Origin of the sequence: Limimaricola sp. G21655-S1 (assembly GCF_027213785.1) — a bacterium.
Taxonomy (GTDB): Bacteria; Pseudomonadota; Alphaproteobacteria; order Rhodobacterales; family Rhodobacteraceae; genus Limimaricola.
This window is the reverse complement of sequence record NZ_JAPWGO010000001.1, coordinates 24,489-45,055: the sequence shown is the minus strand read 5'-3', so window position 1 is coordinate 45,055 and position 20,567 is coordinate 24,489. Positions and strand designations below refer to the sequence as shown.

At 68.3% G+C, this 20,567-nt stretch carries 21 protein-coding genes; 15 read left to right on the top strand and 6 right to left on the bottom strand.

Annotated elements, in window-relative coordinates; translation table 11 throughout:
- Positions 1-201 precede the first annotated feature (201 nt).
- Complete coding sequence (gene serA / locus O4G76_RS00235) at positions 202-1,797, bottom strand: phosphoglycerate dehydrogenase (RefSeq protein ID WP_085895111.1); 1,596 nt, start codon at positions 1,795-1,797, stop codon at positions 202-204.
- Positions 1,798-1,878: 81 nt separating this feature from the next.
- Complete coding sequence (locus O4G76_RS00230; protein WP_269395459.1) at positions 1,879-3,033, bottom strand: phosphoserine transaminase; 1,155 nt, start codon at positions 3,031-3,033, stop codon at positions 1,879-1,881.
- Between the two features lie 159 nt (positions 3,034-3,192).
- Between O4G76_RS00230 and serB the strand changes: the two genes are divergently transcribed.
- Together serB and O4G76_RS00220 are read left to right on the top strand one after the other, a co-directional pair.
- The gene (gene serB, locus O4G76_RS00225) at positions 3,193-4,065 is read left to right on the top strand and encodes a phosphoserine phosphatase SerB (RefSeq protein ID WP_269395458.1); all 873 of its coding nucleotides are present in this window, start codon (positions 3,193-3,195) and stop codon (positions 4,063-4,065) included.
- A 144-nt stretch (positions 4,066-4,209) separates the two neighbouring features.
- Positions 4,210-4,536 (top strand): YciI family protein, encoded by a 327-nt coding sequence (locus tag O4G76_RS00220; protein ID WP_269395457.1) that lies wholly within the window; start codon positions 4,210-4,212, stop codon positions 4,534-4,536.
- Positions 4,537-4,658: 122 nt separating this feature from the next.
- Here the strand turns inward: O4G76_RS00220 and O4G76_RS00215 are convergent, their stop codons facing one another.
- Positions 4,659-5,696, bottom strand: a complete 1,038-nt coding sequence (locus tag O4G76_RS00215) for an asparaginase (protein WP_269395456.1) — start codon at positions 5,694-5,696, stop codon at positions 4,659-4,661.
- A gap of 224 nt (positions 5,697-5,920) precedes the next feature.
- Between O4G76_RS00215 and O4G76_RS00210 the strand changes: the two genes are divergently transcribed.
- The 4 genes from O4G76_RS00210 to O4G76_RS00195 all read left to right on the top strand — a co-directional run bounded on the left by O4G76_RS00210 (position 5,921) and on the right by O4G76_RS00195 (position 8,856).
- Complete coding sequence (locus O4G76_RS00210; protein ID WP_269395455.1) at positions 5,921-6,460, top strand: invasion associated locus B family protein; 540 nt, start codon at positions 5,921-5,923, stop codon at positions 6,458-6,460.
- A 111-nt stretch (positions 6,461-6,571) separates the two neighbouring features.
- On the top strand, positions 6,572-7,747 hold the full coding sequence (gene rlmN / locus O4G76_RS00205) for a 23S rRNA (adenine(2503)-C(2))-methyltransferase RlmN (protein WP_269395454.1): 1,176 nt from the start codon (positions 6,572-6,574) through the stop codon (positions 7,745-7,747).
- A gap of 36 nt (positions 7,748-7,783) precedes the next feature.
- The gene (locus O4G76_RS00200) at positions 7,784-8,584 is read left to right on the top strand and encodes a hypothetical protein (protein ID WP_269395453.1); all 801 of its coding nucleotides are present in this window, start codon (positions 7,784-7,786) and stop codon (positions 8,582-8,584) included.
- Between the two features lie 59 nt (positions 8,585-8,643).
- Positions 8,644-8,856 carry a DUF2945 domain-containing protein gene (locus tag O4G76_RS00195; protein ID WP_269395452.1) on the top strand — a complete coding sequence of 71 codons (213 nt, stop codon included), beginning with the start codon at positions 8,644-8,646 and terminating at the stop codon, positions 8,854-8,856.
- 128 nt (positions 8,857-8,984) lie between these two features.
- Here O4G76_RS00195 and O4G76_RS00190 read toward each other — a convergent pair whose 3' ends face one another.
- Positions 8,985-9,836 carry a TIGR00730 family Rossman fold protein gene (locus tag O4G76_RS00190; RefSeq protein ID WP_085895119.1) on the bottom strand — a complete coding sequence of 284 codons (852 nt, stop codon included), beginning with the start codon at positions 9,834-9,836 and terminating at the stop codon, positions 8,985-8,987.
- A 90-nt stretch (positions 9,837-9,926) separates the two neighbouring features.
- Between O4G76_RS00190 and dapD the strand changes: the two genes are divergently transcribed.
- From dapD to O4G76_RS00145, 9 genes are all read left to right on the top strand, one after another.
- Entirely contained in the window at positions 9,927-10,760 is an 834-nt protein-coding gene (gene dapD / locus O4G76_RS00185) for a 2,3,4,5-tetrahydropyridine-2,6-dicarboxylate N-succinyltransferase (RefSeq protein ID WP_269395451.1), read from the top strand.
- A 57-nt stretch (positions 10,761-10,817) separates the two neighbouring features.
- On the top strand, positions 10,818-11,846 hold the full coding sequence (locus O4G76_RS00180; RefSeq protein WP_269395814.1) for a sodium:calcium antiporter: 1,029 nt from the start codon (positions 10,818-10,820) through the stop codon (positions 11,844-11,846).
- A gap of 90 nt (positions 11,847-11,936) precedes the next feature.
- On the top strand, positions 11,937-12,194 hold the full coding sequence (locus tag O4G76_RS00175) for a GlsB/YeaQ/YmgE family stress response membrane protein (RefSeq protein ID WP_269395450.1): 258 nt from the start codon (positions 11,937-11,939) through the stop codon (positions 12,192-12,194).
- 104 nt (positions 12,195-12,298) lie between these two features.
- A complete protein-coding gene (locus O4G76_RS00170) occupies positions 12,299-12,664 on the top strand; it encodes a hypothetical protein (RefSeq protein ID WP_269395449.1) in 366 nt (121 codons plus the stop codon).
- Positions 12,665-12,723: 59 nt separating this feature from the next.
- Positions 12,724-13,872 (top strand): succinyl-diaminopimelate desuccinylase, encoded by a 1,149-nt coding sequence (dapE, locus tag O4G76_RS00165; RefSeq protein WP_269395448.1) that lies wholly within the window; start codon positions 12,724-12,726, stop codon positions 13,870-13,872.
- Positions 13,869-14,297 carry a GNAT family N-acetyltransferase gene (locus tag O4G76_RS00160; protein ID WP_269395447.1) on the top strand — a complete coding sequence of 143 codons (429 nt, stop codon included), beginning with the start codon at positions 13,869-13,871 and terminating at the stop codon, positions 14,295-14,297. The genes dapE and O4G76_RS00160 overlap by 4 nt, the downstream gene beginning before the upstream one ends.
- A gap of 53 nt (positions 14,298-14,350) precedes the next feature.
- Positions 14,351-16,615 (top strand): ribonuclease R, encoded by a 2,265-nt coding sequence (rnr, locus tag O4G76_RS00155; RefSeq protein ID WP_269395446.1) that lies wholly within the window; start codon positions 14,351-14,353, stop codon positions 16,613-16,615.
- A 68-nt stretch (positions 16,616-16,683) separates the two neighbouring features.
- On the top strand, positions 16,684-18,198 hold the full coding sequence (locus O4G76_RS00150; RefSeq protein WP_269395445.1) for an FAD-dependent oxidoreductase: 1,515 nt from the start codon (positions 16,684-16,686) through the stop codon (positions 18,196-18,198).
- A 107-nt stretch (positions 18,199-18,305) separates the two neighbouring features.
- The gene (locus tag O4G76_RS00145; protein ID WP_373568003.1) at positions 18,306-19,562 is read left to right on the top strand and encodes a lytic murein transglycosylase; all 1,257 of its coding nucleotides are present in this window, start codon (positions 18,306-18,308) and stop codon (positions 19,560-19,562) included.
- Positions 19,563-19,575: 13 nt separating this feature from the next.
- On the opposite strand, the gene O4G76_RS00140 is transcribed toward O4G76_RS00145, so the two are convergent.
- Together O4G76_RS00140 and O4G76_RS00135 are read right to left on the bottom strand one after the other, a co-directional pair.
- Complete coding sequence (locus O4G76_RS00140; protein WP_269395443.1) at positions 19,576-20,088, bottom strand: GNAT family N-acetyltransferase; 513 nt, start codon at positions 20,086-20,088, stop codon at positions 19,576-19,578.
- Positions 20,089-20,099: 11 nt separating this feature from the next.
- Positions 20,100-20,504 carry a hypothetical protein gene (locus O4G76_RS00135; RefSeq protein ID WP_269395442.1) on the bottom strand — a complete coding sequence of 135 codons (405 nt, stop codon included), beginning with the start codon at positions 20,502-20,504 and terminating at the stop codon, positions 20,100-20,102.
- Positions 20,505-20,567: the final 63 nt, after the last annotated feature.

The window sequence follows — 20,567 nt, the reverse complement described above, 5'->3', positions numbered from 1 at the left end:
CTACAGCCCTCGCGTTCAGGCGGGAAGCGGCGCGCCGACCGCGAGGGCGGGATCTGCGTATCTGGAGACAGATGAACCGAGAAGCGCGCCTCCCCTTTCATCTTTCTTCAAATACGCAATCCGGAACACAGGGGTCGGGAACGACGAAGGGGCCGCGGCGTGCAACCGCGGCCCCCCCTGCCCCCGTCCCTCGCGGGCGGATTATTCCTCGACGTCGAAGGTCAGCGCCTTTACCTGCTGGAACTTGCCGGTGTCGCGCAGCTTCTGCAGCACCTCCTCGGAGACCGCCTCGTCGGCGTAGAGGATGGCGATGGCCTCGCCCGCGCGCTGGTTCCGGCCGAGGGTGAAGTTGGCGATGTTGACGCCGTTCTCGCCCATCATGGTGCCCAGCACGCCGATGATGCCCGGCACGTCCTGATTGGTGGTGTAGACCATGTGGCGGCCGATCTCGGCGTCGATGTTGATGCCCTTGATCTGGATGAAGCGCGGCTTGCCGTCCGAGAACACCGTGCCCGCGACCGAGCGCTCGCGCTTTTCGGTGACGACCGTGACCTTGACGTAGCCTTCGAAGGTGCCGGACTGGTCCTGCTTGGTGGTCGAGATCTGGATGCCGCGTTCCTTGGCGATCACCGGGGCGGAGACCATGTTCACGTCCGGATTCACCTTGCGCATGATGCCCGCGACCAGCGCCGAGTTCAGCGCCGCGAGGTTCATCTCCGAGACGACGCCGTCATAGAGGATGTTGATCGCCTTGATCGGCTCATCGGTCATCTGGCCGATGAAGTTGCCCAGATGGCCCGACAGGCCGATCCACGGGCCCATGATCTTCGCTTCCTCGGCGGTGATCGAGGGCATGTTGATCGCGTTGGTGACGGCACCGGTCAGCAAATAGTCCGACATCTGCTCGGCCACTTGCAGCGCCACGTTCTCCTGCGCCTCGGTGGTGGCGGCACCCAGATGCGGGGTAACGACGACGTTGGGCAGGTTGAACAGCGGCGAGTTCGTCGCCGGCTCCTCGGCGAAGACGTCGAAGGCAGCGCCGGCGACGCGGCCTTCGGTGATCGCCTCGGCCAGAGCCGCCTCGTCGACGAGACCGCCGCGGGCGCAGTTGACGATGCGCACGCCGGGCTTGAGCTTGGCGATGTTTTCCTTGGACAGGATGTTCTTCGTCTGATCGGTCAGCGGCACATGCAGCGTGATGAAGTCGGCGCGCTTGAGCAGCTCGTCCAGTTCCAGCTTCTCGACGCCGATCTCGGTGGCGCGCTCTTCCGACAGGAAGGGGTCATAGGCCACGACCTTCATCTTGAGGCCATGCGCGCGGTCGATCACGATCGAGCCGATATTGCCGGCGCCGATCACGCCCAGCGTCTTGCCGGTGACCTCGACGCCCATGAAGCGCGACTTTTCCCACTTGCCCGCATGGGTCGAGGCGTTGGCCTCGGGGATCTGGCGGGCGACGGCCATCAGCATCGAGATCGCGTGCTCGGCGGTGGTGATCGAGTTGCCGAAGGGCGTGTTCATCACGATGATGCCCTTCTTCGACGCCGCCGGGATGTCGACGTTGTCGACGCCGATGCCGGCGCGGCCGATCACCTTGAGGTTGGTCGCGGCCTCGATCAGCTTCTCGGTGGCCTTGGTGGCCGAACGGATCGCGAGGCCGTCGTAGTTGCCGATGATCTCGGCCAGCTTTTCCTTGTCCTTGCCGAGCTTCGGCTGGAAATCGACCTCGATGCCGCGATCGCGGAAAATCTGCACGGCGGCGTCGGAGAGGGCGTCGGAGATGAGAACCTTGGGCATGGAATGCTCCTGTGGCGGTCGGACGGCTGGCGTCCGGGGAATAGGGAAGAAGGGGGCGCGTCAGCACGCCCCCGAAGGGGATCAGGCGGCTTCGGCCTGCGCCGCGATCTCGGCCTCGAAGGCCCAGTCGAGCCAGGGCATCAACGCCTCGAGATCGGCGGTCTCGACCGTGGCGCCGCACCAGATGCGCAGGCCCGCGGGCGCGTCGCGATAGGCGCCGATGTCGAGGGCCACGCCCTCCTTCTCGAGCCGCTTGGCGACGGCCTTGGCAAAAGCGGCCCCGTCCTTGATGCGCTCATCGGTGAATTTCAGGCAGACCGAGGTATTCGAGCGGGTCGCCTCGTCCTCGGCGAGGTTGGCGATCCACGGCCGCGCGTCGCAGAAATCCCAGATCACCTTGGCGTTGGCGTCGGCGCGGGCCTTCAGCCCCTCCAGCCCGCCGACCTCACGACCCCAGGCCAGCGCCACGAGGTAATCCTCGACGCAGAGCATCGACGGCGTGTTGATGGTTTCGCCCTTGAAGATGCCCTCGATCAGCTTGCCGGCCTTGGTCATGCGGAAGATCTTCGGCAGCGGCCAAGCGGGGGTGTAGCTCTCCAGCCGCTCGACGGCGCGGGGGCTCAGGATCAGCATGCCATGCGCCGCTTCGCCGCCCATGACCTTCTGCCAGGAGAAGGTGGTGACGTCGAGCTTGTCCCAGGGCAGGTCCTGCGCGAAGGCGGCCGAGGTGGCGTCGCAGATGGTCAGGCCCGCGCGATCCGCCGGGATCGCGTCGCCGTTCGGTACCCGCACGCCCGAGGTGGTGCCGTTCCAGGTGAAGACGACGTCGGTGTCGTAATCGAGCGCGGCCATGTCGACGATCCGGCCGTAATCGGCGGTCTTCACCTCGGCGTCGATCTTGAGCTGCTTCACGACGTCGGTGACCCATCCCGCGCCGAAGCTTTCCCAGGCGACCATCGTGGCCTTGCGGGCGCCGAGCAACGACCACATCGCCATTTCGACGGCGCCGGTGTCCGAGGCGGGCACGATGCCGATGCGGTAATCGGCGGGCACGCCGAGGATCTCGCGCGTTTCCTCGATCGCGGCGGCGAGCTTAGACTTGCCGATGGCGGCGCGGTGCGAACGGCCGAGCGGTGCGTCGGAGAGCTTGTCGAGGCTCCAATGAGGGGGTTTGGCGCAGGGGCCGGAGGAAAAACGCGGATTCGACGGACGGGCGTCCGGAGTCGTTTTGACCATTGCTGGTATCCTTGCAGATAAGCGCCTCTCGTTGGGGAGAGGTGTCCCGCCGCCGCAGATACGCCCCCTCATGCGCTTTCACAACGGGGAAATTGCCGTTAAGGCAGCGCCAAACGTCGCAAGCGGGCCGTCCCGCGCCACTATCGGAAACTTTTCCCCATGTTCACCGCGCTCCTCCTCTCCGCCCCCGGCACCCGGCTCGACCCGATTCTCGCCGAGAACCTGCGCAGCGCCTGGGGCGGCAGCGCGCTCGACTGGCTGTCGCCCGGCGAAGCGGTGGAGTTCGGCCTCCCGGCGATGCCGGACAATCGCTGGGACGTCTGGGCCGATCTGCAGCAGGCGCGCGTCGATCTGGTGATCCAGAAGACCGAGGGCCGCCGCAAGAAGATGCTGCTCGCCGACATGGACAGCACGATGATCCAGCAGGAATGCATCGACGAGCTGGCCGCCGAGGCCGGCGTCGGCGAGCGCGTGGCCGAGATCACCAAGCGGGCGATGAATGGCGAGCTCGATTTCGAGGGCGCGCTGATCGAGCGCGTGGGCCTGCTCAAGGATCTCGACGAGGCGGTGATCGCCCGGGTGCTGGAAAGCCGCATCACCCACATGCCCGGCGGCCGCGAGCTGATCGCGACGATGAAGGCCCATGGCGGCTACGCGGCGCTGGTCTCCGGTGGCTTCACGGCCTTTACCGAGGTGGTGGCCGAGGCGCTGGGCTTTCACGAGCATCGCGCCAACACGCTGCTTGCCGCGGGCGGCAAGCTCACCGGCGACGTGGCCCGTCCGATTCTCGGCCGCGAAGCCAAGGTACAGGCGCTGCACGAGATCACGGAACGGCTCGGGATCACCCCCGAGGACGTGATCGCCGTGGGCGACGGGGCCAACGATCTCGGCATGCTCGGCCTTGCCGGGACCGGGGTGGCGCTGCACGCCAAGCCGGTGGTGGCCGAGCAATGCGAGGTCCGGGTGAACCACGGCGACCTGACGGCGCTGCTTTATATCCAGGGTTATCGCCGCGCCGAGTTCTCTGCCTGAGGGCACGGTTCTCCGCTCGGGCGCACAACCAAAGTTCACGTTTTGATCTTGCTCGAATCGCCGTCTCGTCGGAGACTGGGGGGCGAGGCAGGATCGGGCGTCGAAACCGGCGGGCAGCAGCCACCACAAGGGGGGAAGATGGCCATGGCCGACAAGCGTTTCATGTATATCTATCACGGCGGCGGCGACATGCGGCAGCCGGAGACGGAAGAGGCCCGCAACGCCGAGATGGCACGCTGGCAAAGCTGGATGGACGGCATCCGCGACCATATCGCCGACGAGGGCGCGCCGGCCGGGAAATCGCACACGGTCAGCCGTGACGGCGTCGCCCATGACGGCGGACCGAACCCGGTCTTCGGCTACACGCTGGTCAATGCCACCGATATCGACGAGGCGATCGCGATGGCAAAGGATTGCCCGATGGTGCTCGACGGCGGCAGCATCGAGGTCTGCGAGGCGATGCAGATGTGAGCCTTGCGGCCGGCCCGGCGCTGTACGGGGCCGGCCGCGCGCGGTACGACCGCCGGGATTTGCGTATTTCCGGAACAAAGTTGCCGGCGGTGGCCCTTCGGGCTGTCGCCGGGCGCTCTGGTTCAGCCAAGCAGCGCGGGCGCCGGGCGGATCGCGCCGACCTCGGTGCCGCGCCAGTTCCTGAGCATCGGCCGCATCCGCCTGACCGTGGCCGGATGCGCGGGATCGAGCACGCCGAGGCGCACCAGCAGCGCCGCGATGGCGCATTCGCTGGCCCGTGTGGTGCCGTCGGTGATCTTCACCGCGACCCCAAGCCGCTGCGCCGGGAGAATCGCCACGAAGACCCCCTCGGCCCCGGTCTTGATCGCCACGCCGTCCATCGCGCGCATCAGCTCGGTGCAGGCGCGGCCCTCGCCCGCCACCAGTTCGGGATGCGCGACCATCGCATCGCGCAGCCGCACCATCGCGCGCTCGCGGGCATCGCCATCGGGCCGCGCGGCGGCAAATCGCGCCATGGCACGTGCCAGCCCGGTCATCGACGTGGCGAAGTTCGGCGCCGAGCAGCCATCGATGCCGTAGAACGGGCTCGGTTCGCCGGTCACCTCCTCGAAGGCGGCGCGCACCGCCTGCTGCACCGGGTGATCGGGCCGCTCGTAATCCGGGCCGCCCCGGAGATGGCGGTTCAGAGTGAGAAATCCCGCATGCTTGCCGGAGCAGTTGTTGTGAATCTGCCGAGGCGCGCCATGGGCGCGGATCAGCGCCTCGCGGGTCGGCTTGTCGCGCGGCGTCTCGGCGCCGCAGCGGTAATCCTCGTCCGCGAATCCCTGACGCGCCAGCCATTCCGAGATCGGCCCGGAATGGATCGCCGCGCCCTGATGGCTGGCGCAGGCCAGCGCCAGTTCGTGCGGACCCAGCCCCGCCGCATCCGCCGCGCCACTTTCGATCAGCGGCAGCGCCTGGATCATCTTGCACGACGAGCGCGGATAGATGATCGCCTGCGGATCGCCCAGCGACCACGACACCCGGCCGTCGGCGTCGCAGATCACCGCATGCCCGCGATGCACGCTTTCGACGCGGTCGCCGCGCGTGACCTCCACCAGGACCGCGTCGTTCCGTGCAGGGCTTTCGATTTCGTTGTCGATCAGTTCCGTACCAAGCATCTGGTCCTCCGGCCATGAGCCACCCCGTGACAAATGCGCCACGGTTCCGGTCACGGAGGATCGCGCCCCTGTTTGGGCGGAGATCCGCGCAGACATGTGACCGCGCGGGGCTTTCCCACGGGACGGGAATCTTGATAAGCCTCTGGCTATCGAGTTGAACCCGCCCCTTCCAGTCGAAAAGGCGCCGGGGGCATCCACGAGGCCAGACAGCTGGAGGCTGCTAAATGATGTCACGACTTTTCCGCGCGTTCGGGTCCCTGACGGCAGGTGCGCTCATCGCCGCCGCCGCCACGAGCGCCGTCGCGCAGGAGGCGTCGAACCGCGTCGCCGCGGAAACCGATTGGAGCGTGTTTCAGGAAACCGATCCGGTCGAGTGCTTCGGCGTCTCGGCCCCCAAGAGCCAGCTCAATACCAAGGATGGCCAGCCGGTCACCGTCAATCGCGGCGAGACGCTGCTCTTCGTGTTCTACCGTCCGGCGCAGGGCGTGAACGGGCAGGTGACCTTCACCGGTGGTTACCCCTTCGCCTCCGGCTCCACCGTGACGCTCGAGGTGGGTGGGCAGGACTTCCAGCTCTTCACCGAGGGCGACTGGGCCTGGCCCGCGACGCCGCAGGACGACGCGGCCATCGTCGCGGCGATGAAGCGCGGCGCCGAGGCGACGCTGACCGGCATGTCGGGCCGCGGCACCCAGACCAAGGACACCTTCTCGCTCCTGGGCTTCACCGCCGCGGTGGACGAGGCGGCGAAACGCTGCACCAGCTGATTCCACGCCCTCCGGGGCATGGCATGTTATACAGAAGCGGGGCCGGTTTTCCTTGATGACCGGGCCCGCTTTCCCATATGAGCCGGGCACCCCCGGCCCCGAGGTACCCCGATGACCGCAACCGCCCCGATCACCCAGGACGTGATGACCATCCCGCGCAAGGCCGCCGAAGGGCTGCCGAACCTCGTCGGCATGCGCCGCGAGGCGATGCGCGACGCGCTGATCGCGGCCGGCACGCCCGAGAAACAGGCGAAGATGCGGGTGAACCAGATCTGGCAGTGGATCTATCACTGGGGCGTGCGCAGCTTCGACGAGATGACCAATCTCGCCAAGCCCTATCGCGAGCTTCTGGCCGCCAACTTCACCATCGGCCTGCCCGAGATCGTCTCGAAGCAGGTTTCGACCGACGGCACCCGCAAATACCTCGTCCGGATCGCCGGGGGGCACGAGGTCGAGACCGTCTACATCCCCGAGGACGAGCGCGGCACGCTGTGCATCTCGTCCCAGGTGGGCTGCACCCTGACCTGCTCGTTCTGCCACACCGGCACCCAGAAGCTGGTGCGCAACCTGACGCCCGGCGAGATCATCGGCCAGGTGATGCTGGTGCGCGACGACCTCGCCGAGTGGCCGCGCCCCGGCGTGCCCAAGGAGGAGCGGCGGCTGCTGTCGAACATCGTGCTGATGGGCATGGGCGAGCCGCTCTACAATTTCGAAGGCGTGCGCGACGCGATGAAGATCGCCATGGATGGCGAGGGCATCGCCCTGTCGCGCCGCCGGATCACGCTGTCGACCTCCGGCGTCGTGCCCGAGATCGCCCGTACCGCCGAAGAGATCGGCTGCATGCTCGCGGTCAGCTTCCACGCCACCACCGACGAGGTGCGCGATAAGCTGGTGCCAATCAACAAGAAGTGGAACATCGAGAAGCTTCTGGAGGCGCTCAAGGCCTATCCCAAGCTGTCGAACTCCGAGCGCATCACCTTCGAATACGTGATGCTCAAGGACGTGAACGACAGTGACGAGGATGCCCGGCGGCTGGTGAAGCTGATCGAGGGCATCCCGGCCAAGATCAACCTGATCCCCTTCAACGAATGGCCCGGCTCGCCCTATGAGCGGTCGTCCAACAACCGGATCCGCGCCTTCGCCGACATCATCTACAAGGCGGGCTATGCCAGCCCGATCCGCACGCCGCGCGGCGAGGACATCATGGCCGCCTGCGGCCAGCTCAAATCCGCGACCGAGCGCGCCCGCAAGAGCCGCGCCGAGATCGCGGCCGAAGTTCAGGGATAAGGCGCCGGACACACCGCGCCACGAGGGGAGAGAGCAGTGCAGATCAAGCTCAACGGGATCGAGTTCGAGGTGGCGGCGGCGGAGGGGAGCCTGCGGGAGGCGATCCTTTCCGACCCGGTGATCGCCAAGGCGGTCTGGCGCGACGTCTATGCCTGGGACGCAGGGGCGCAGGAGGGCAGGTTCACCGGCCCGGTGACCCAGACCGGAGCGATCCCGCTTGCCAACGGCATCTCCTTCTACGTGGCCCGGGGCGACGGGCTCGAGAAGAACGAGAGCGCGTCGAAAACCTCCGGCGAGCGTTTCCTGAAGGCGCTTGGCGTGAAATCGACCCTCGACGTGCTCAAGGCGATGGCGCGACTTCTGGGAATGCCGCAAAAGACCCTGCCCAAGGAGTTCGATCCGCTCAAGCCGGTGGCCTCCTACGCGCTCAAGATGCATGTGGAGCATTCGGTGCTGCGGCTGCGCAATGCCAGCCGCAACCTGCAGGCCTATCTGCTGCTGCCCGGCCAGGTCGGTTTTCACCACGAGATCACGGCGATCAAGGACCAAGAGGGCTATGACGCGCTGGTGGCCGAAAAGCCCGAATTGAAGACGCTGACGCCGCTGTTCCTCGTTCCTGCCCGCTCCAAGGCCAACCGCGAGATGCGCGCCACGGCACTGATGGCGCAGACCCGCGAACTGGCCGCGCAGGCGCAGGGCAAGACACCCGAAGAGTTGCCAGAGGCGCTGCGCATGCGGATCGGCCGCAATCAGGCCGAATTGCGCATGCTGTCGCAGGCAGCGGCGCAGGCGCGGGCCCAAGGCGGGCAGCAACCGGTGCGCCGCGCGACCGCCTGAGGCGGGAACATCCCTATCGCCGAGCCGTTGGCCGTGCATCCGTAGCAGGAGGCACGGCCATGAGCTATTCCGAGGGCGACAAGGTGAAGTGGAACTGGGGCAACGGCACCGGGATCGGCAAGATCACCAAGGTCTATCACCAGAAGATCACCAAAACGATCTCGGGGGCCGAGATCACCCGGAACGCCAGCGAAGACGATCCCGCCTACCTGATCGAGCAGGAGGATGGCGACGAGGTGCTCAAGGGCCACTCCGAGGTTTCCAAGGCCTGAGGGGCGCGCGCATGGCCAATGCGACGCCATGCGTATTCTTGGAAAGATGAGTTTGGGCGGCGCGCCCTATCCCGGGAGCGCCGCACCCTTTCATCTTTCTTCAAATACGCAAATCCTGCGGCTGGCCCCTACTCGTCCCGGCCCGGGATATGTTCGCGACGCTCGCCTGCATGGGTCCATGTGCGCATCGCCTCGAAGGCCTCCTCGGCGGTCTCCACGAACTTGAACAGCTGCAGGTCCTCGTCGGCGATGGTGCCGGCATCGGCCAGCGCCTGCCAGTCGACGATCTTCTCCCAGAAGGCACGGCCGAACAGCAGGAACGGCACCCGCTTCATCCGCCCGGTCTGGATCAGCGTCAGCGCCTCGAACAGCTCGTCGAGCGTGCCGAAGCCACCGGGGAACACGCACACCGCCTTGGCGCGCATCAGGAAATGCATCTTGCGGATCGCGAAGTAGTGGAAGTTGAACGCCAGCTCCGGCGTCACATAGGGGTTCGGCGCCTGCTCGTGCGGCAGCACGATGTTGAGGCCGACCGAACGGCCCCCCGCCTCCTGCGCGCCGCGATTGCCCGCCTCCATCACGCCGGGACCGCCGCCCGTGACGATGACGTTCTCGGTGCCGCCCGATTGCAAGGACCACTCGGTGACCCGGCGCGCGAACAGCCGCGCCTCCTCGTAGAAGGCCGACAGCTCCGCCAGTGTCTCGGTGCGGGCGGTGTGCTTCTTCGCAGGCTCGGGAATGCGGGCGCCGCCGAACAGCACCACGGTGGAGTTCACCCCGGCCTCGTTCATCAGCAGTTCGGGCTTGAGAAGCTCGAGCTGCCAGCGCACCGGGCGCAGATCGTCGCGCAGCAGGAACTGCTCGTCGGCAAAGGCCAGACGGTAGGAGGGCGACATGGTCTGCGGCGTCTGGGGCACCTGCCCTGCGGTGCGCTGGTCCTCTTGGCTGTCGCGCATCAGGTGTCGTCTGTCCTTGGTCATGCCGTTCCCTTACCCTGGGGCGCGTTGCGCCGATTGCCGCATCCGGTCTATAGCCGCCCCCGAGCCGCATCACAAACCGGAGCCCGTCCCATGGCCGATACGAACACTGCCCAGCTCGAAACCGCGATCGAGGCCGCCTGGGAGGCGCGCGACACGATCACCCCCGCGACCGGCGGCGAAACCCGCGAAGCCATCCTCGACACGCTCGACGCGCTGGATTCGGGCACGCTGCGGGTCGCCGAAAAGCGCGGCGACGACTGGCACGTGAACCAGTGGGCCAAGAAGGCGGTGCTCCTGGGCTTCCGCATCAAGGACATGGAAATGCAGCCCGGCGGCCCGCAGGGCGGCGGCTGGTGGGACAAGGTCGACAGCAAGTTCGCCGGCTGGGGCGAGAACCGTTGGCGCGATGCGGGCTTTCGCGCCGTGCCCAACGCCGTTGTCCGTAAATCGGCCTATATCGCGCCGGGCGTGGTGCTGATGCCCTCCTTCGTGAACCTCGGCGCCTATGTCGATTCGGGCACGATGGTCGACACCTGGGCCACGGTCGGCTCCTGCGCCCAGATCGGCAAGAACGTGCACCTGTCCGGCGGCGTCGGCATCGGCGGCGTGCTCGAGCCGCTGCAGGCCGACCCGACCATCATCGAGGACAACTGCTTCATCGGCGCCCGTTCCGAGGTGGTCGAGGGCTGCATCGTGCGCGAGGGCTCGGTGCTTGGCATGGGCGTCTATATCGGCAAGTCGACCAAGATCTTCGACCGCGAGACCGGCGAAGTGAGCTATGGCGAGATCCCGCCCTATTCGGTCGTGGTCTCGGGCTCGCTGCCCTCGAAGGGCGGCGTGAACCTCTACTGCGCCGTGATCGTCAAGAAGGTCGATGCCCAGACCCGCTCCAAGACCGGCATCAACGAACTGCTGCGCGACTGATCCCGTGATCGCGGTGGCGGGGTGGAACCGCGCCGCCGCCGCGACCCTTGGGAGGGCATGATCCAGAACCTGCCCCTGCCCTATCTGCTGGCCGTCTTCGCACTCGCGGGGGCGGCCGTCATCTATTCTTCGATCCGCGCCACGCGGCTCGCCGACATCATCGCCGACCGTACCTCCATGGGCGAGGCGATGGCCGGCGGCATCATTCTCGGCGGCGCGACCTCGCTGGCGGGGGTGGTGGTCTCGGTCAACGCCGCGCTGGACGGCGACGCCTCCTTCGCCTTCTCGAACGCGGTCGGGGGGATCGCGGCGCAGACCCTGTTTCTCGCCATCGCCGACCTGATCTATCGCCGCGCCAATCTCGAGCATGCGGCGGCCGAGCCCGCCAACCTGATCCAGGCGGTGATGCTGATGGTCCTGCTCAGCCTGCCGCTTTGCGCCATCGCCGGGCCGAACATCTCCTATCTCGGGGTGCACCCGGTCTCGGTGGCGCTGTTCCTCGCCTATCTCTACGGGGTGCGGCTCTCGGCCCAGGTGTCGGAGCACCCGATGTGGCGCCCGGTGATGACCTCCGAGACCCGCACCGACGAGCCCGAGGACGAGGACGAGGCGAACCGCTCCGTCACCGGCCCGGCGCTGCGCTTTGCGGCGCTGGTGGCGGTGATGGGTCTTGGCGGCTGGGTCATCAGCCAGGTCGGCGGCGCCTTCATCGAGCGCTTCGGCCTGCGCTCCAGCCTGGTCGGGTCGCTGATCACCGCCGTCGTCACCTCGCTGCCCGAGTTCGTCACCACGATCGTCGCGGTGCGGCGCGGCGCCTTGCAGCTCGCGGTGGGCGGCATCATCGGCGGCAACACCTTCGACACGCTGTTCCTCGTGGCCTCCGACCTGAGTTTCCGCGAGGGGTCGCTCTACCACGCGGTGGGCACCACCGACCTTTACTGGCTCGGCACCGGCTTGCTGATGACCGGGATCCTGCTGGCCGGCCTGATCGCCCGACAGCGCGAGGGCCCGGCCCGGATCGGCTTCGAGAGCGTCGCCATGCTGGGGGTCTACGCGATAGCCGCGACGATCGAAGTGATTGGTTGAGGTCGAGCGGGGCGCGGAACGCATCCTCACCTTCGCGTGTTCAGACCCTGAAGGGCCGGGGGGACCGGTCGGAATACTGGAGTGGACGACATGAGCGGTGTGGGTTGGTTCACGGCGATCATCATCGGCGCGATCGCCGGGTGGTTGGCCGAAAAATTCATGAAGGCCGATATGGGCCTGCTGATGAACATCATCCTCGGCATTCTCGGGGCGATGCTGTTCAATTTCCTCCTCGGTCTCGTGGGCGCCGGGCTCACAGGATTCTGGGGTTCGCTGATCGCCGGCTTCATCGGCGCCTGCATCCTGATCGGCATCGCGCGGATGATCCGCGGCAGGAAGCACGGCTGATCCGCAGTCTCGACGAGACCTTCTGGACCCCGCGCCGGTGGCGCGGGGTCTTGCGCATCGCGCGCATGGGTGCCACCTGCGTCGGGACGGGAACGGAGACGATCATGGCCCAGAAGCAGGACAAGCCCAGGCGCACCCAGCAGGTCTACACGCTGCTGGTCGAGGTCGGCCGCAGGACCGGCGACGGTCTGCCCGAAGGCGCCACCGGCGCTGCGCTGATGTGCTACGCCTCGGGCGTCGACGAGGCCGAGGCGGTGCGCGAGACCGTCGCCATCCTCAAGCAGGCCGATCTCGCGCCGCTCGACGTCACCGGCTACGGCACGCTCGACGAGCGGCTGGCCGAGGGGCACGACATCGACGATGACGAGCGGGCGCTGATGGGCCGCGCGCTCGAGGAGAACTCGGTGATCGTGGCGCAGATGACGCCGTTCTTCGAGGACGCCAAGGGCGGCACGGACACGCTGCACTAGCCCCGATTGAAACCGCCCTTCCCCCGCGCTACCCCTTCCTCAACCGAAGGAGTGACCGGATGTCCCAGACCACAGACCCCGCCGATCTGACCGCGCGGCTGATCCGCTGCGCCTCCGTCACCCCGGAGGAGGGCGGCGCGCTGGTGCTGCTGCAGGGGATGCTGGAGGCGGCCGGTTTCGACTGTACCCGCGTCGATCGCGGCGGCATCGCCAACCTCTTCGCCCGCTGGGGTGACAAGGGCGCGGCGCGGAGCTTCGGCTTCAACGGCCATACCGACGTGGTGCCGGTGGGCAATCGCGACGACTGGTCGGTCGATCCCTTCGGTGCCGAGGAGAAGGACGGCCAGCTCTACGGGCGCGGCGCCTGCGACATGAAATCCGGCGTCGCGGCCTTTGTCGCGGCCGCCATCGACTTCGTGCGGGACACGCCCCCCGACGGCGCGGTGATCCTCGCCATCACCGGCGACGAGGAGGGCGAGGGCGTCGACGGCACCCGGGCGCTGCTCGACTGGATGGCCGAGACCGGCGAGAGGATGGATCTGTGCCTCGTTGGCGAGCCCACCTGCCCCGAGCGTTTCGGCGACATGATCAAGATCGGTCGGCGCGGCTCGCTCAACGCCTTCCTGACGGTGACCGGCACGCAGGGGCATTCCGCCTATCCGCACCGGGCGAACAACCCGATCCCGGCGATGGCGCGGCTGGTGGACCGGCTGTCGAGCCACCCGCTCGATCAGGGCACCGACCATTTCGACGCCTCGACGCTGGCGGTGGTGACGATGGACACCGGCAACCCCGCCACCAACGTGATCCCGCGCCAGACCCGCGCCACGCTCAACATCCGCTTCAACGACCTGCACTCGGGCGCCAAGCTGACCGAGTGGCTGCGCGCCGAGGCCGATTGGGTGGCCGAGGAGTTCGGCGTCGAGATCGGCGTCGAGGTGAAGATCTCGGGCGAATCCTTCCTGACGCCGCCGGGACCGCTGTCGGATCTGGTGGCGGCCGCGGTCGAGGCCGAGACCGGGCTGCGCCCGGAACTCTCGACCACGGGCGGCACCTCGGATGCGCGCTTCGTCAAGGATCACTGCCCGGTGGTCGAGTTCGGGCTGGTCGGCCAGACCATGCACCAGGTCGACGAGCGGGTGGAGATCGCCCAGATCCACCGGCTGAAATCCGTCTATGCCCGGATCCTCAAGGACTACTTCACGTGAAACACGAGATCACCGAGACCACCGACCTCACCCATTGCCACGCGCTGCGCCGTACCGTTTTCATCGAGGAGCAGAACGTCTCCGAGGCGGACGAGATGGACGGGCTCGACGCCGAGGCGATCCATCTCATCGCCACCTGCGACGGCAAGCCCGCCGGCACCGCGCGGCTGCTGATCCGCGGCGAGACCGGCAAGATCGGTCGCGTCGCGGTGCTGCGCGAGCATCGCGGCACGGGCTTGGGCGCGGCGATCATGCGGCAGGCCGAAGAGGCGCTGCGCTCGCGCCCGGGCGTGACGCGGCTCTATCTCTCGGCCCAGACTCACGCCCTGCCCTTCTACGAAAAGCTCGGCTATGTCGCCTACGGCCCGGAATACGACGACGCCGGCATTCCGCATCGCGACATGGAGAAGCGGCTGGACCGCTAGGGCGGGCCACCTGATCGCGTGACGACCCCCCATGCGCGTGCTACCTGCTGCGCATGAACAGATTGCCCTCCCGCGAGGAGGTCCTGCAATGGATCTCCGACAACCCGACCCAGACCGCGAAACGCGACATCGCCCGTGCCTTCGGCATCAAAGGCGCGGCGCGGATCGACCTCAAGCGCCTGCTGCGCGAGCTCGAGGACGAAGGGCACCTGCAGAAGAAGCGCAAGACCTACCGCGACCCGGACCGGCTGCCCCCGGTCTCGGTGCTCTCGGTGCTGCCGCCCGATGCAGATGGCGATCTCTGGGCCCGACCGCTTGAATGGCATGGCGATGGCGAGGAGCCCAAGGTACTGATCCTGACACGCGAGAGCGACGCGGGCCTGGGTGCGGGCGACCGCATCCTCGCCAAGCTCACCGCCACGCCGGGCGAGGAGCACGACTATACCGCGCGGTTGATCCGCAAGATCGGCACCAACCCGCTGCGCATCCTCGGCATCTTCAAGAAGGCCAGCGAGGGCGGGCGCATCGTGCCGATCGACAAGGGCGTCGACAAGCAGTGGATCGTTCCCGAAGGCGCCGAGCACGGCGCCAAGGACGGCGAGCTGGTCGAGGCCGAGCAGTCGGGACCCAAGGGCCGCCTCGGCCTGCCCAAGGCGCGCGTGATGTCGCGGCTGGGCGATCCCACCGCGCCGCGCGCCGTCTCGCTCATCGCGATCCACCAGCACGGCATCCCGGACCACTTCCCCGACGCGGTGCTGGCCGAGGCCGATGGCAAGAAGCCCGCCGGGCTCAAGGGGCGCGCCGATCTGCGCGAGCTGCCGCTGATCACCATCGACCCCAGCGACGCGCGCGACCATGACGACGCGGTGCTGGCGCAACCCGACGACGCGCCCGACAACGAGGGCGGCCATATCCTCTGGGTCGCCATCGCCGACGTCGCCCATTACGTGACGCCGGGCTCCGAGCTCGACCGCGAGGCGCGCAAGCGCGGCAACTCCACCTATTTCCCCGACCGGGTCGTGCCGATGCTGCCCGATCGGCTCTCGGGCGACCTGTGCTCGCTGCACGAAGGCGTGCCGCGCGCGGTGATCGCGGTGCGCATCCGCATCGACGCGAATGGCGAGAAGATCGGCCACCGCTTCGAGCGGGCGCTGATGCGCTCGGCCGCCTCGATGTCCTACGAAGAGGCGCAGAGCGCGATTGACGGCCAGCCCACCGACCGCGCCGCCACCATGCTGGACGAGGTGCTGCGCCCGCTCTGGGCCGCCTATGGCGCGCTCAAGAAGGCACGCGAGCGGCGCCAGCCCCTGGAACTCGACCTGCCCGAGCGGCGGATCGAGCTGAACGAGATGGGGCAGGTCACCTCGATCTCCTTCAAGGACCGGCTCGACGCGCACCGGCTGATCGAGGAATTCATGGTGCTGGCCAATGTCTGCGCCGCCGAGACGCTGATCGCCAAGCGCCAGCCGCTGCTGTTCCGGGTCCACGAGGAGCCCAACCCCGACAAGCTCGACGCGCTGCGCGAGGTGGTGAAGGGCTCGGGTCTGACGCTGGCCAAGGGTCAGGTGCTCAAGACCGCGCATCTCAACCAGCTTCTGGCGCAGGCCGAGGGCACCGAGCAGGACGAGTTGATCAACCTCGCGACGCTGCGCTCGATGACGCAGGCCTATTACAACGCCGAGAATTTCGGCCATTTCGGCCTCGCGCTCAGGGACTACGCGCATTTCACCTCGCCGATCCGGCGCTATTCCGACCTGATCGTGCATCGCGGCCTGATCTCGGCGCATGGCTGGGGCAAGGACGGTCTCAGCGACACCGATCTCGAACGGCTCGACGAGACCGCCAAGCAGATCTCCGACACCGAGCGCCGCTCAATGCTGGCCGAGCGCGACACCACCGACCGCTACCTCGCGGCCTTCATGTCCGAACGGATCGGCGCCGAGCTTCCGGGAAGGATCAGCGGCATTGCCCGCTTCGGCGTCTTCGTGAAGCTCGACGAGACCGGCGCCGACGCTCTGGTGCCGATCCGCTCGCTCGGGAACGAGTTCTTCCACTTCGATGCCGAAAGCCAGACGCTGATGGGCTCGGATAGCGGCCGGGTGATCGGGCTGGGGCAGCGCGTCACCGCCCGGCTGGTGGAGGCGGCGCCGATCTCCGGCGGGCTGATCGCCGAGCTGGTCGAAATCGATGGCGCGACGATGCCGCGCGGCCCCTCGCGCCGCCCCGGCAAGCCGCCGCGCCGCAAGGCGGGCGTCGCCAAGAAGAAGGCGGCCGTGCGCGCCAAGAAGGAAAAGCGCAAGGTCACGCGCAAGCGCTGATCCGTTCCGCGTGGAACTCTCCCACCCTTCGCCGGTTCGCCCAGTGGGAAACCGGCGGAGGGACGATCATGGCACGGCACGATATCGGCGCGCTCGAGGATCTCGAGGAGAACCGCCCGCTCAAGGTCATGGCCGGCGAGACCGCGATCCTCGTGATCCGGCGCGGATCGGAGGTCACCGCGCTGGCCCATGCCTGCCCGCATTTCGGCCTGCCGCTCTCCAAGGGTCATCTCGATGGCGACCGGCTGATCTGCGCCTTTCACCACGCCTGTTTCGACGTTTCCTCGGGCAAGCAGACCCAGCCGCCGGGCCATGGCGACCTGCGCCGCTATGCGGTGGAGCAGCGCGATGGCCACGTCTTTGTGGAGGTGCCGGAGGCGGCCGACCCCCACCCCGCCCCGGCGCATGTCCGGCGCGGCAAGGAAACGCGCCGCATCGTCATCGCCGGCACCGGAGCGGCGGCCGATGCCTGTGCCTTGACGCTGCGCGAAGAAGGCTTCGAGGGATCGATCTCGATGATCTCGCCGGAAGGGCAGCCCCCCTATGACCGGACCCTGCTCAGCAAGGGAGTGCTGGCGAGCGGCGAGTTGCCGCGCCACCTTACCCTCACCCCGCCCGAGGCGCTGGCCGAGCGCGATATCGACCTCGTCGAAGGACGCGTGGCAGCGATCGACGCCGCCGCGAAGGAGGTCCGCACCGAGACCGGCGCGACCCATGGCTATGATGCGTTGCTGATCGCCACCGGCGGCACCGCCAACCTGCTCGACCTGCCCGGCGCCGATCTCGGCGGGCTGTACCACCTGCGCTCGCGGCAGGAGGCCGAGATCCTCACTCGCGCCGCCGGCGAGGCCAAGCGCGCGGTGGTGGTCGGCGGTGGCTTCACCGGGCTGGAAGCGGCGCTGAGCTTCGCCAAGCGCGGGCTGGAGGTGACGGTGGCGCTGCGCGAGGAGACGCCTCTCGCGAAGATCGTCGGCGAGGAGGTCGGCCGCGCGATCCGGGCCGAGCACGAGGCCAAGGGCGTGCGCTTCGTCACCGGCGCCAATGTCGCGGGCTTCGAGGGCGAGGGGCGCGTCTCGGCGGTGCGGCTCGAAAGCGGCGAGCGGTTGGAGAGCGATCTGGTATTGCTCGCGATCGGCGTCCGCCCGGCCACCGCGATCGAGGGGCTGTCGCCCGATGAGGATGGCGGGCTGCGCACCGGGCCGGACCTCGCCATCGAGGCTCTCGATGGCGTCTGGGCCGCCGGCGACGTGGCGCGCGTACCGACGCCATGGGGCCGGGTCCGGATCGAGCATTGGCGGGTCGCGCGTCAGCACGGCGCCCGCGCGGCCCGCGCCATGCTCGGCAAGCCCGCGAGCGAGATCGACGTCCCCTTCTTCTGGACCGCTCTGGGGCGGCAATACCGCTATCTCGGCCATGCCCAGGACTGGGACGAGATCCGTATCGACGGCGACCCCACCGCCGATTTCACCGCCCGCTACGTCAAGGACGGCCGGGTGATGGCGCTGCTCGGTGCCGGGCGCGACGCCGAGATCGCGCGCGCCCATGCCGAGATGATCCGGGCCGCCGGTCCGCTGCCCGGTTGAGCCGCGCGACTGAGCGGTTTCCCGCCGCCCCGCCCGTCCCCCCTGTGGCGACTCACCCGCATCGCGGTAGTGCTGCCACAAACGAAAAGGAGCAGTCGGTGCGGATCTTGACGACACTTCCACGGGCGGGCCTTCTGGGCCTCGCACTCGCGGCCTTGGCATCATGCGGGGCGGTCTCGGGCCCTCTCGACAGTTCGCCTCGCCCTCCGGCCCGTGCGGAACAGATGGACGAGAACATGCGCCCCCGCCCCAATTCCGGCTTTTCCAACTGGGTCGCGGGCTATCGCCCTCGCGCGCTCTCGGCCGGCGTCTCCGGCGCCACCTTCGACCGCGCCTTCGCCTCCGCCGGCTACATCCCCGGCGTGATCGAGAAGGATCGCAACCAGGCCGAATTCACCAAGACGCTCGGCGAATACCTCTCTACCGCCGCCTCCGACACGCGCGTCGAGACGGGCCGCGCGATGCTGTCGCAATATGCGAGCCTGCTGTCGGAGATCGAGGCTCGTTACGGCGTCGACCGGCAGACCGTGCTCGCGGTCTGGGGCATGGAGAGCAATTTCGGCAAGCGACGCGGCGACGTGCCGGTGGTCTCGGCTCTGGCGACGCTGGCCTATGAGGGGCGGCGCGGCCGCTTCTTCGAGCAGCAGCTCACCTCGGCGCTGAAGATCCTGCAGAACGGCGATGTCAGCCCAGAGAACATGAAGGGTAGCTGGGCCGGGGCGATGGGCCACACCCAGTTCATCCCGACGAGCTACGAGGCCTATGCCGCCGATTTCCGGGGCGACGGCCGCCGCGACATCTGGTCCGACGACCCGACCGACGGGCTCGCCTCGACGGCCAAGTACCTGTCGAATTTCGGCTGGCGCAAGGGCCAGCCCTGGGGAGTCGAGGTGGTGCTGCCGCAAGGCTTCAACTACGGCCTCGCGGGCGGCACCAAGAAGAGCGCGGCCGAGTGGCAGAGCCTGGGCGTGCAGGCCGCCAGCGGCGGTCGGATCGGCGATTTCGGCGCGGCCGAGATCCTCGTGCCCGAGGGCGCGCAGGGCGCGGCCTTCATGACCTTCCGCAATTTCGACGTGATCAAGCGCTACAACGCCGCCGACGCCTACGCGATCGGCGTGGGCCATCTGGGCGACCGGATCGCCGGTGCCGGGCCGCTCAGGACCAAGATGGCAACGGGCCGGGCGCTCAAGCGCGCCGAGCGGGCCGAGATCCAGAGTCGGCTTACGGCACTGGGCTATAACACTGGCGGCGCCGACGGCATCATCGGCCCGAACTCGATCGAGGCGATCCGCGCCTACCAGCGGGCCAACGGCCTGCCGGTTGACGGCTTCGCCTCCGAGAGCCTGCTCAAGCGGCTGCGCTGAGCGCGCGGCGGGCTCAGCCCGCCGCCCCCTCCTCGGGCCAGACCAGCCCCATGATCAGCAGGTCGTCGAACGCGCCATCGACATGATAGGCCGCGACCTTCCGGCCCTCGTGGCGAAACCCCATGCGCTCGTAGAGGGCGATCGCGGATCCGTTGGAGGCCCGCACGTCGAGCTCCACCCGGCGCAGCCCCGCCGCGCGCGCCGCCGCGAGCGTCGCGTGCAGCAGCGCCCGGCCAATCCCGGCGCCGCGGCGATCGGCGACGACGCCCATGCCCAGGACGCCGCAATGCGTGTGGACCGGCCGGCCCGACCTCTTGATGTCGCACCATCCGACGATGCGGTCGCCCTCATGCGCCACGAATTGCGGGTTGCCCTCGTGCAGGTTCGCCTCGACGAAGGCCCGCGCGGCGTCGAGGGGCGGGGCCTCGAAGGAGGCGAGGAAGCGCCGCTCGCGCGCCACCCCGTCGAGCGCGGCGTGGAAGCCCTCGACGTCGTCGAGGGTGATCGGCGCGATCCGTGCCGCCATGGGCTCATCCTTCATTCGACCGCCCTGCAGTCTTCGCCGCGCATGCAGGCGGCGAGCCTCTCGCGCATCGCCGTGTCGGGCGCGGCCTGCACCTTGCCCGGGCAGGGGTCGAGATCGACGATGAGCCGCCCGTCCTCGACCCGCGCGAAGACCAGCACCTCGTCGCCGGGCGCGAGGCTGCCGCACCACGGGCCCGCGCAGGAGGGTTGCAGCACCATCGCCGTCCCGACCGGCGTGTCGAAACCGGTGGGGCCCAGCTGGTGGCCCGTGAAATCGGCGGGCACCGGGTTCGGCGTCGCGCTCACCGGTTGGGAGAGGTCCTGCATGGGCGGCAGCTTCGATGCGTCGAACGCGAACCGTCCGACATAGGCGCGGTAGGTCTCGGGCGCGGCGTGGATCTCCGAAAAGCTCCGCACCGGGTCGGGCACGAGGCAGGAGAGCGCCGAGGCCGGGCCGGCGGCGAGGATCGCCAGCCCGGC

Excerpts from the sequence above, each read along its gene's own strand:
- serA (WP_085895111.1), bottom strand. The coding sequence starts at position 1,797 with ATGCCCAAGGTTCTCATCTCCGACGCCCTCTCCGACGCCGCCGTGCAG.
- O4G76_RS00230 (WP_269395459.1), bottom strand. The coding sequence starts at position 3,033 with ATGGTCAAAACGACTCCGGACGCCCGTCCGTCGAATCCGCGTTTTTCC.
- serB (WP_269395458.1), top strand. The coding sequence starts at position 3,193 with ATGTTCACCGCGCTCCTCCTCTCCGCCCCCGGCACCCGGCTCGACCCG.
- O4G76_RS00220 (WP_269395457.1), top strand. The coding sequence starts at position 4,210 with ATGGCCGACAAGCGTTTCATGTATATCTATCACGGCGGCGGCGACATG.
- O4G76_RS00215 (WP_269395456.1), bottom strand. The coding sequence starts at position 5,696 with ATGCTTGGTACGGAACTGATCGACAACGAAATCGAAAGCCCTGCACGG.
- O4G76_RS00210 (WP_269395455.1), top strand. The coding sequence starts at position 5,921 with ATGATGTCACGACTTTTCCGCGCGTTCGGGTCCCTGACGGCAGGTGCG.
- rlmN (WP_269395454.1), top strand. The coding sequence starts at position 6,572 with ATGACCGCAACCGCCCCGATCACCCAGGACGTGATGACCATCCCGCGC.
- O4G76_RS00195 (WP_269395452.1), top strand. The coding sequence starts at position 8,644 with ATGAGCTATTCCGAGGGCGACAAGGTGAAGTGGAACTGGGGCAACGGC.
- O4G76_RS00190 (WP_085895119.1), bottom strand. The coding sequence starts at position 9,836 with ATGACCAAGGACAGACGACACCTGATGCGCGACAGCCAAGAGGACCAG.
- dapD (WP_269395451.1), top strand. The coding sequence starts at position 9,927 with ATGGCCGATACGAACACTGCCCAGCTCGAAACCGCGATCGAGGCCGCC.
- O4G76_RS00180 (WP_269395814.1), top strand. The coding sequence starts at position 10,818 with ATGATCCAGAACCTGCCCCTGCCCTATCTGCTGGCCGTCTTCGCACTC.
- O4G76_RS00175 (WP_269395450.1), top strand. The coding sequence starts at position 11,937 with ATGAGCGGTGTGGGTTGGTTCACGGCGATCATCATCGGCGCGATCGCC.
- O4G76_RS00170 (WP_269395449.1), top strand. The coding sequence starts at position 12,299 with ATGGCCCAGAAGCAGGACAAGCCCAGGCGCACCCAGCAGGTCTACACG.
- dapE (WP_269395448.1), top strand. The coding sequence starts at position 12,724 with ATGTCCCAGACCACAGACCCCGCCGATCTGACCGCGCGGCTGATCCGC.
- rnr (WP_269395446.1), top strand. The coding sequence starts at position 14,351 with ATGAACAGATTGCCCTCCCGCGAGGAGGTCCTGCAATGGATCTCCGAC.
- O4G76_RS00150 (WP_269395445.1), top strand. The coding sequence starts at position 16,684 with ATGGCACGGCACGATATCGGCGCGCTCGAGGATCTCGAGGAGAACCGC.
- O4G76_RS00140 (WP_269395443.1), bottom strand. The coding sequence starts at position 20,088 with ATGGCGGCACGGATCGCGCCGATCACCCTCGACGACGTCGAGGGCTTC.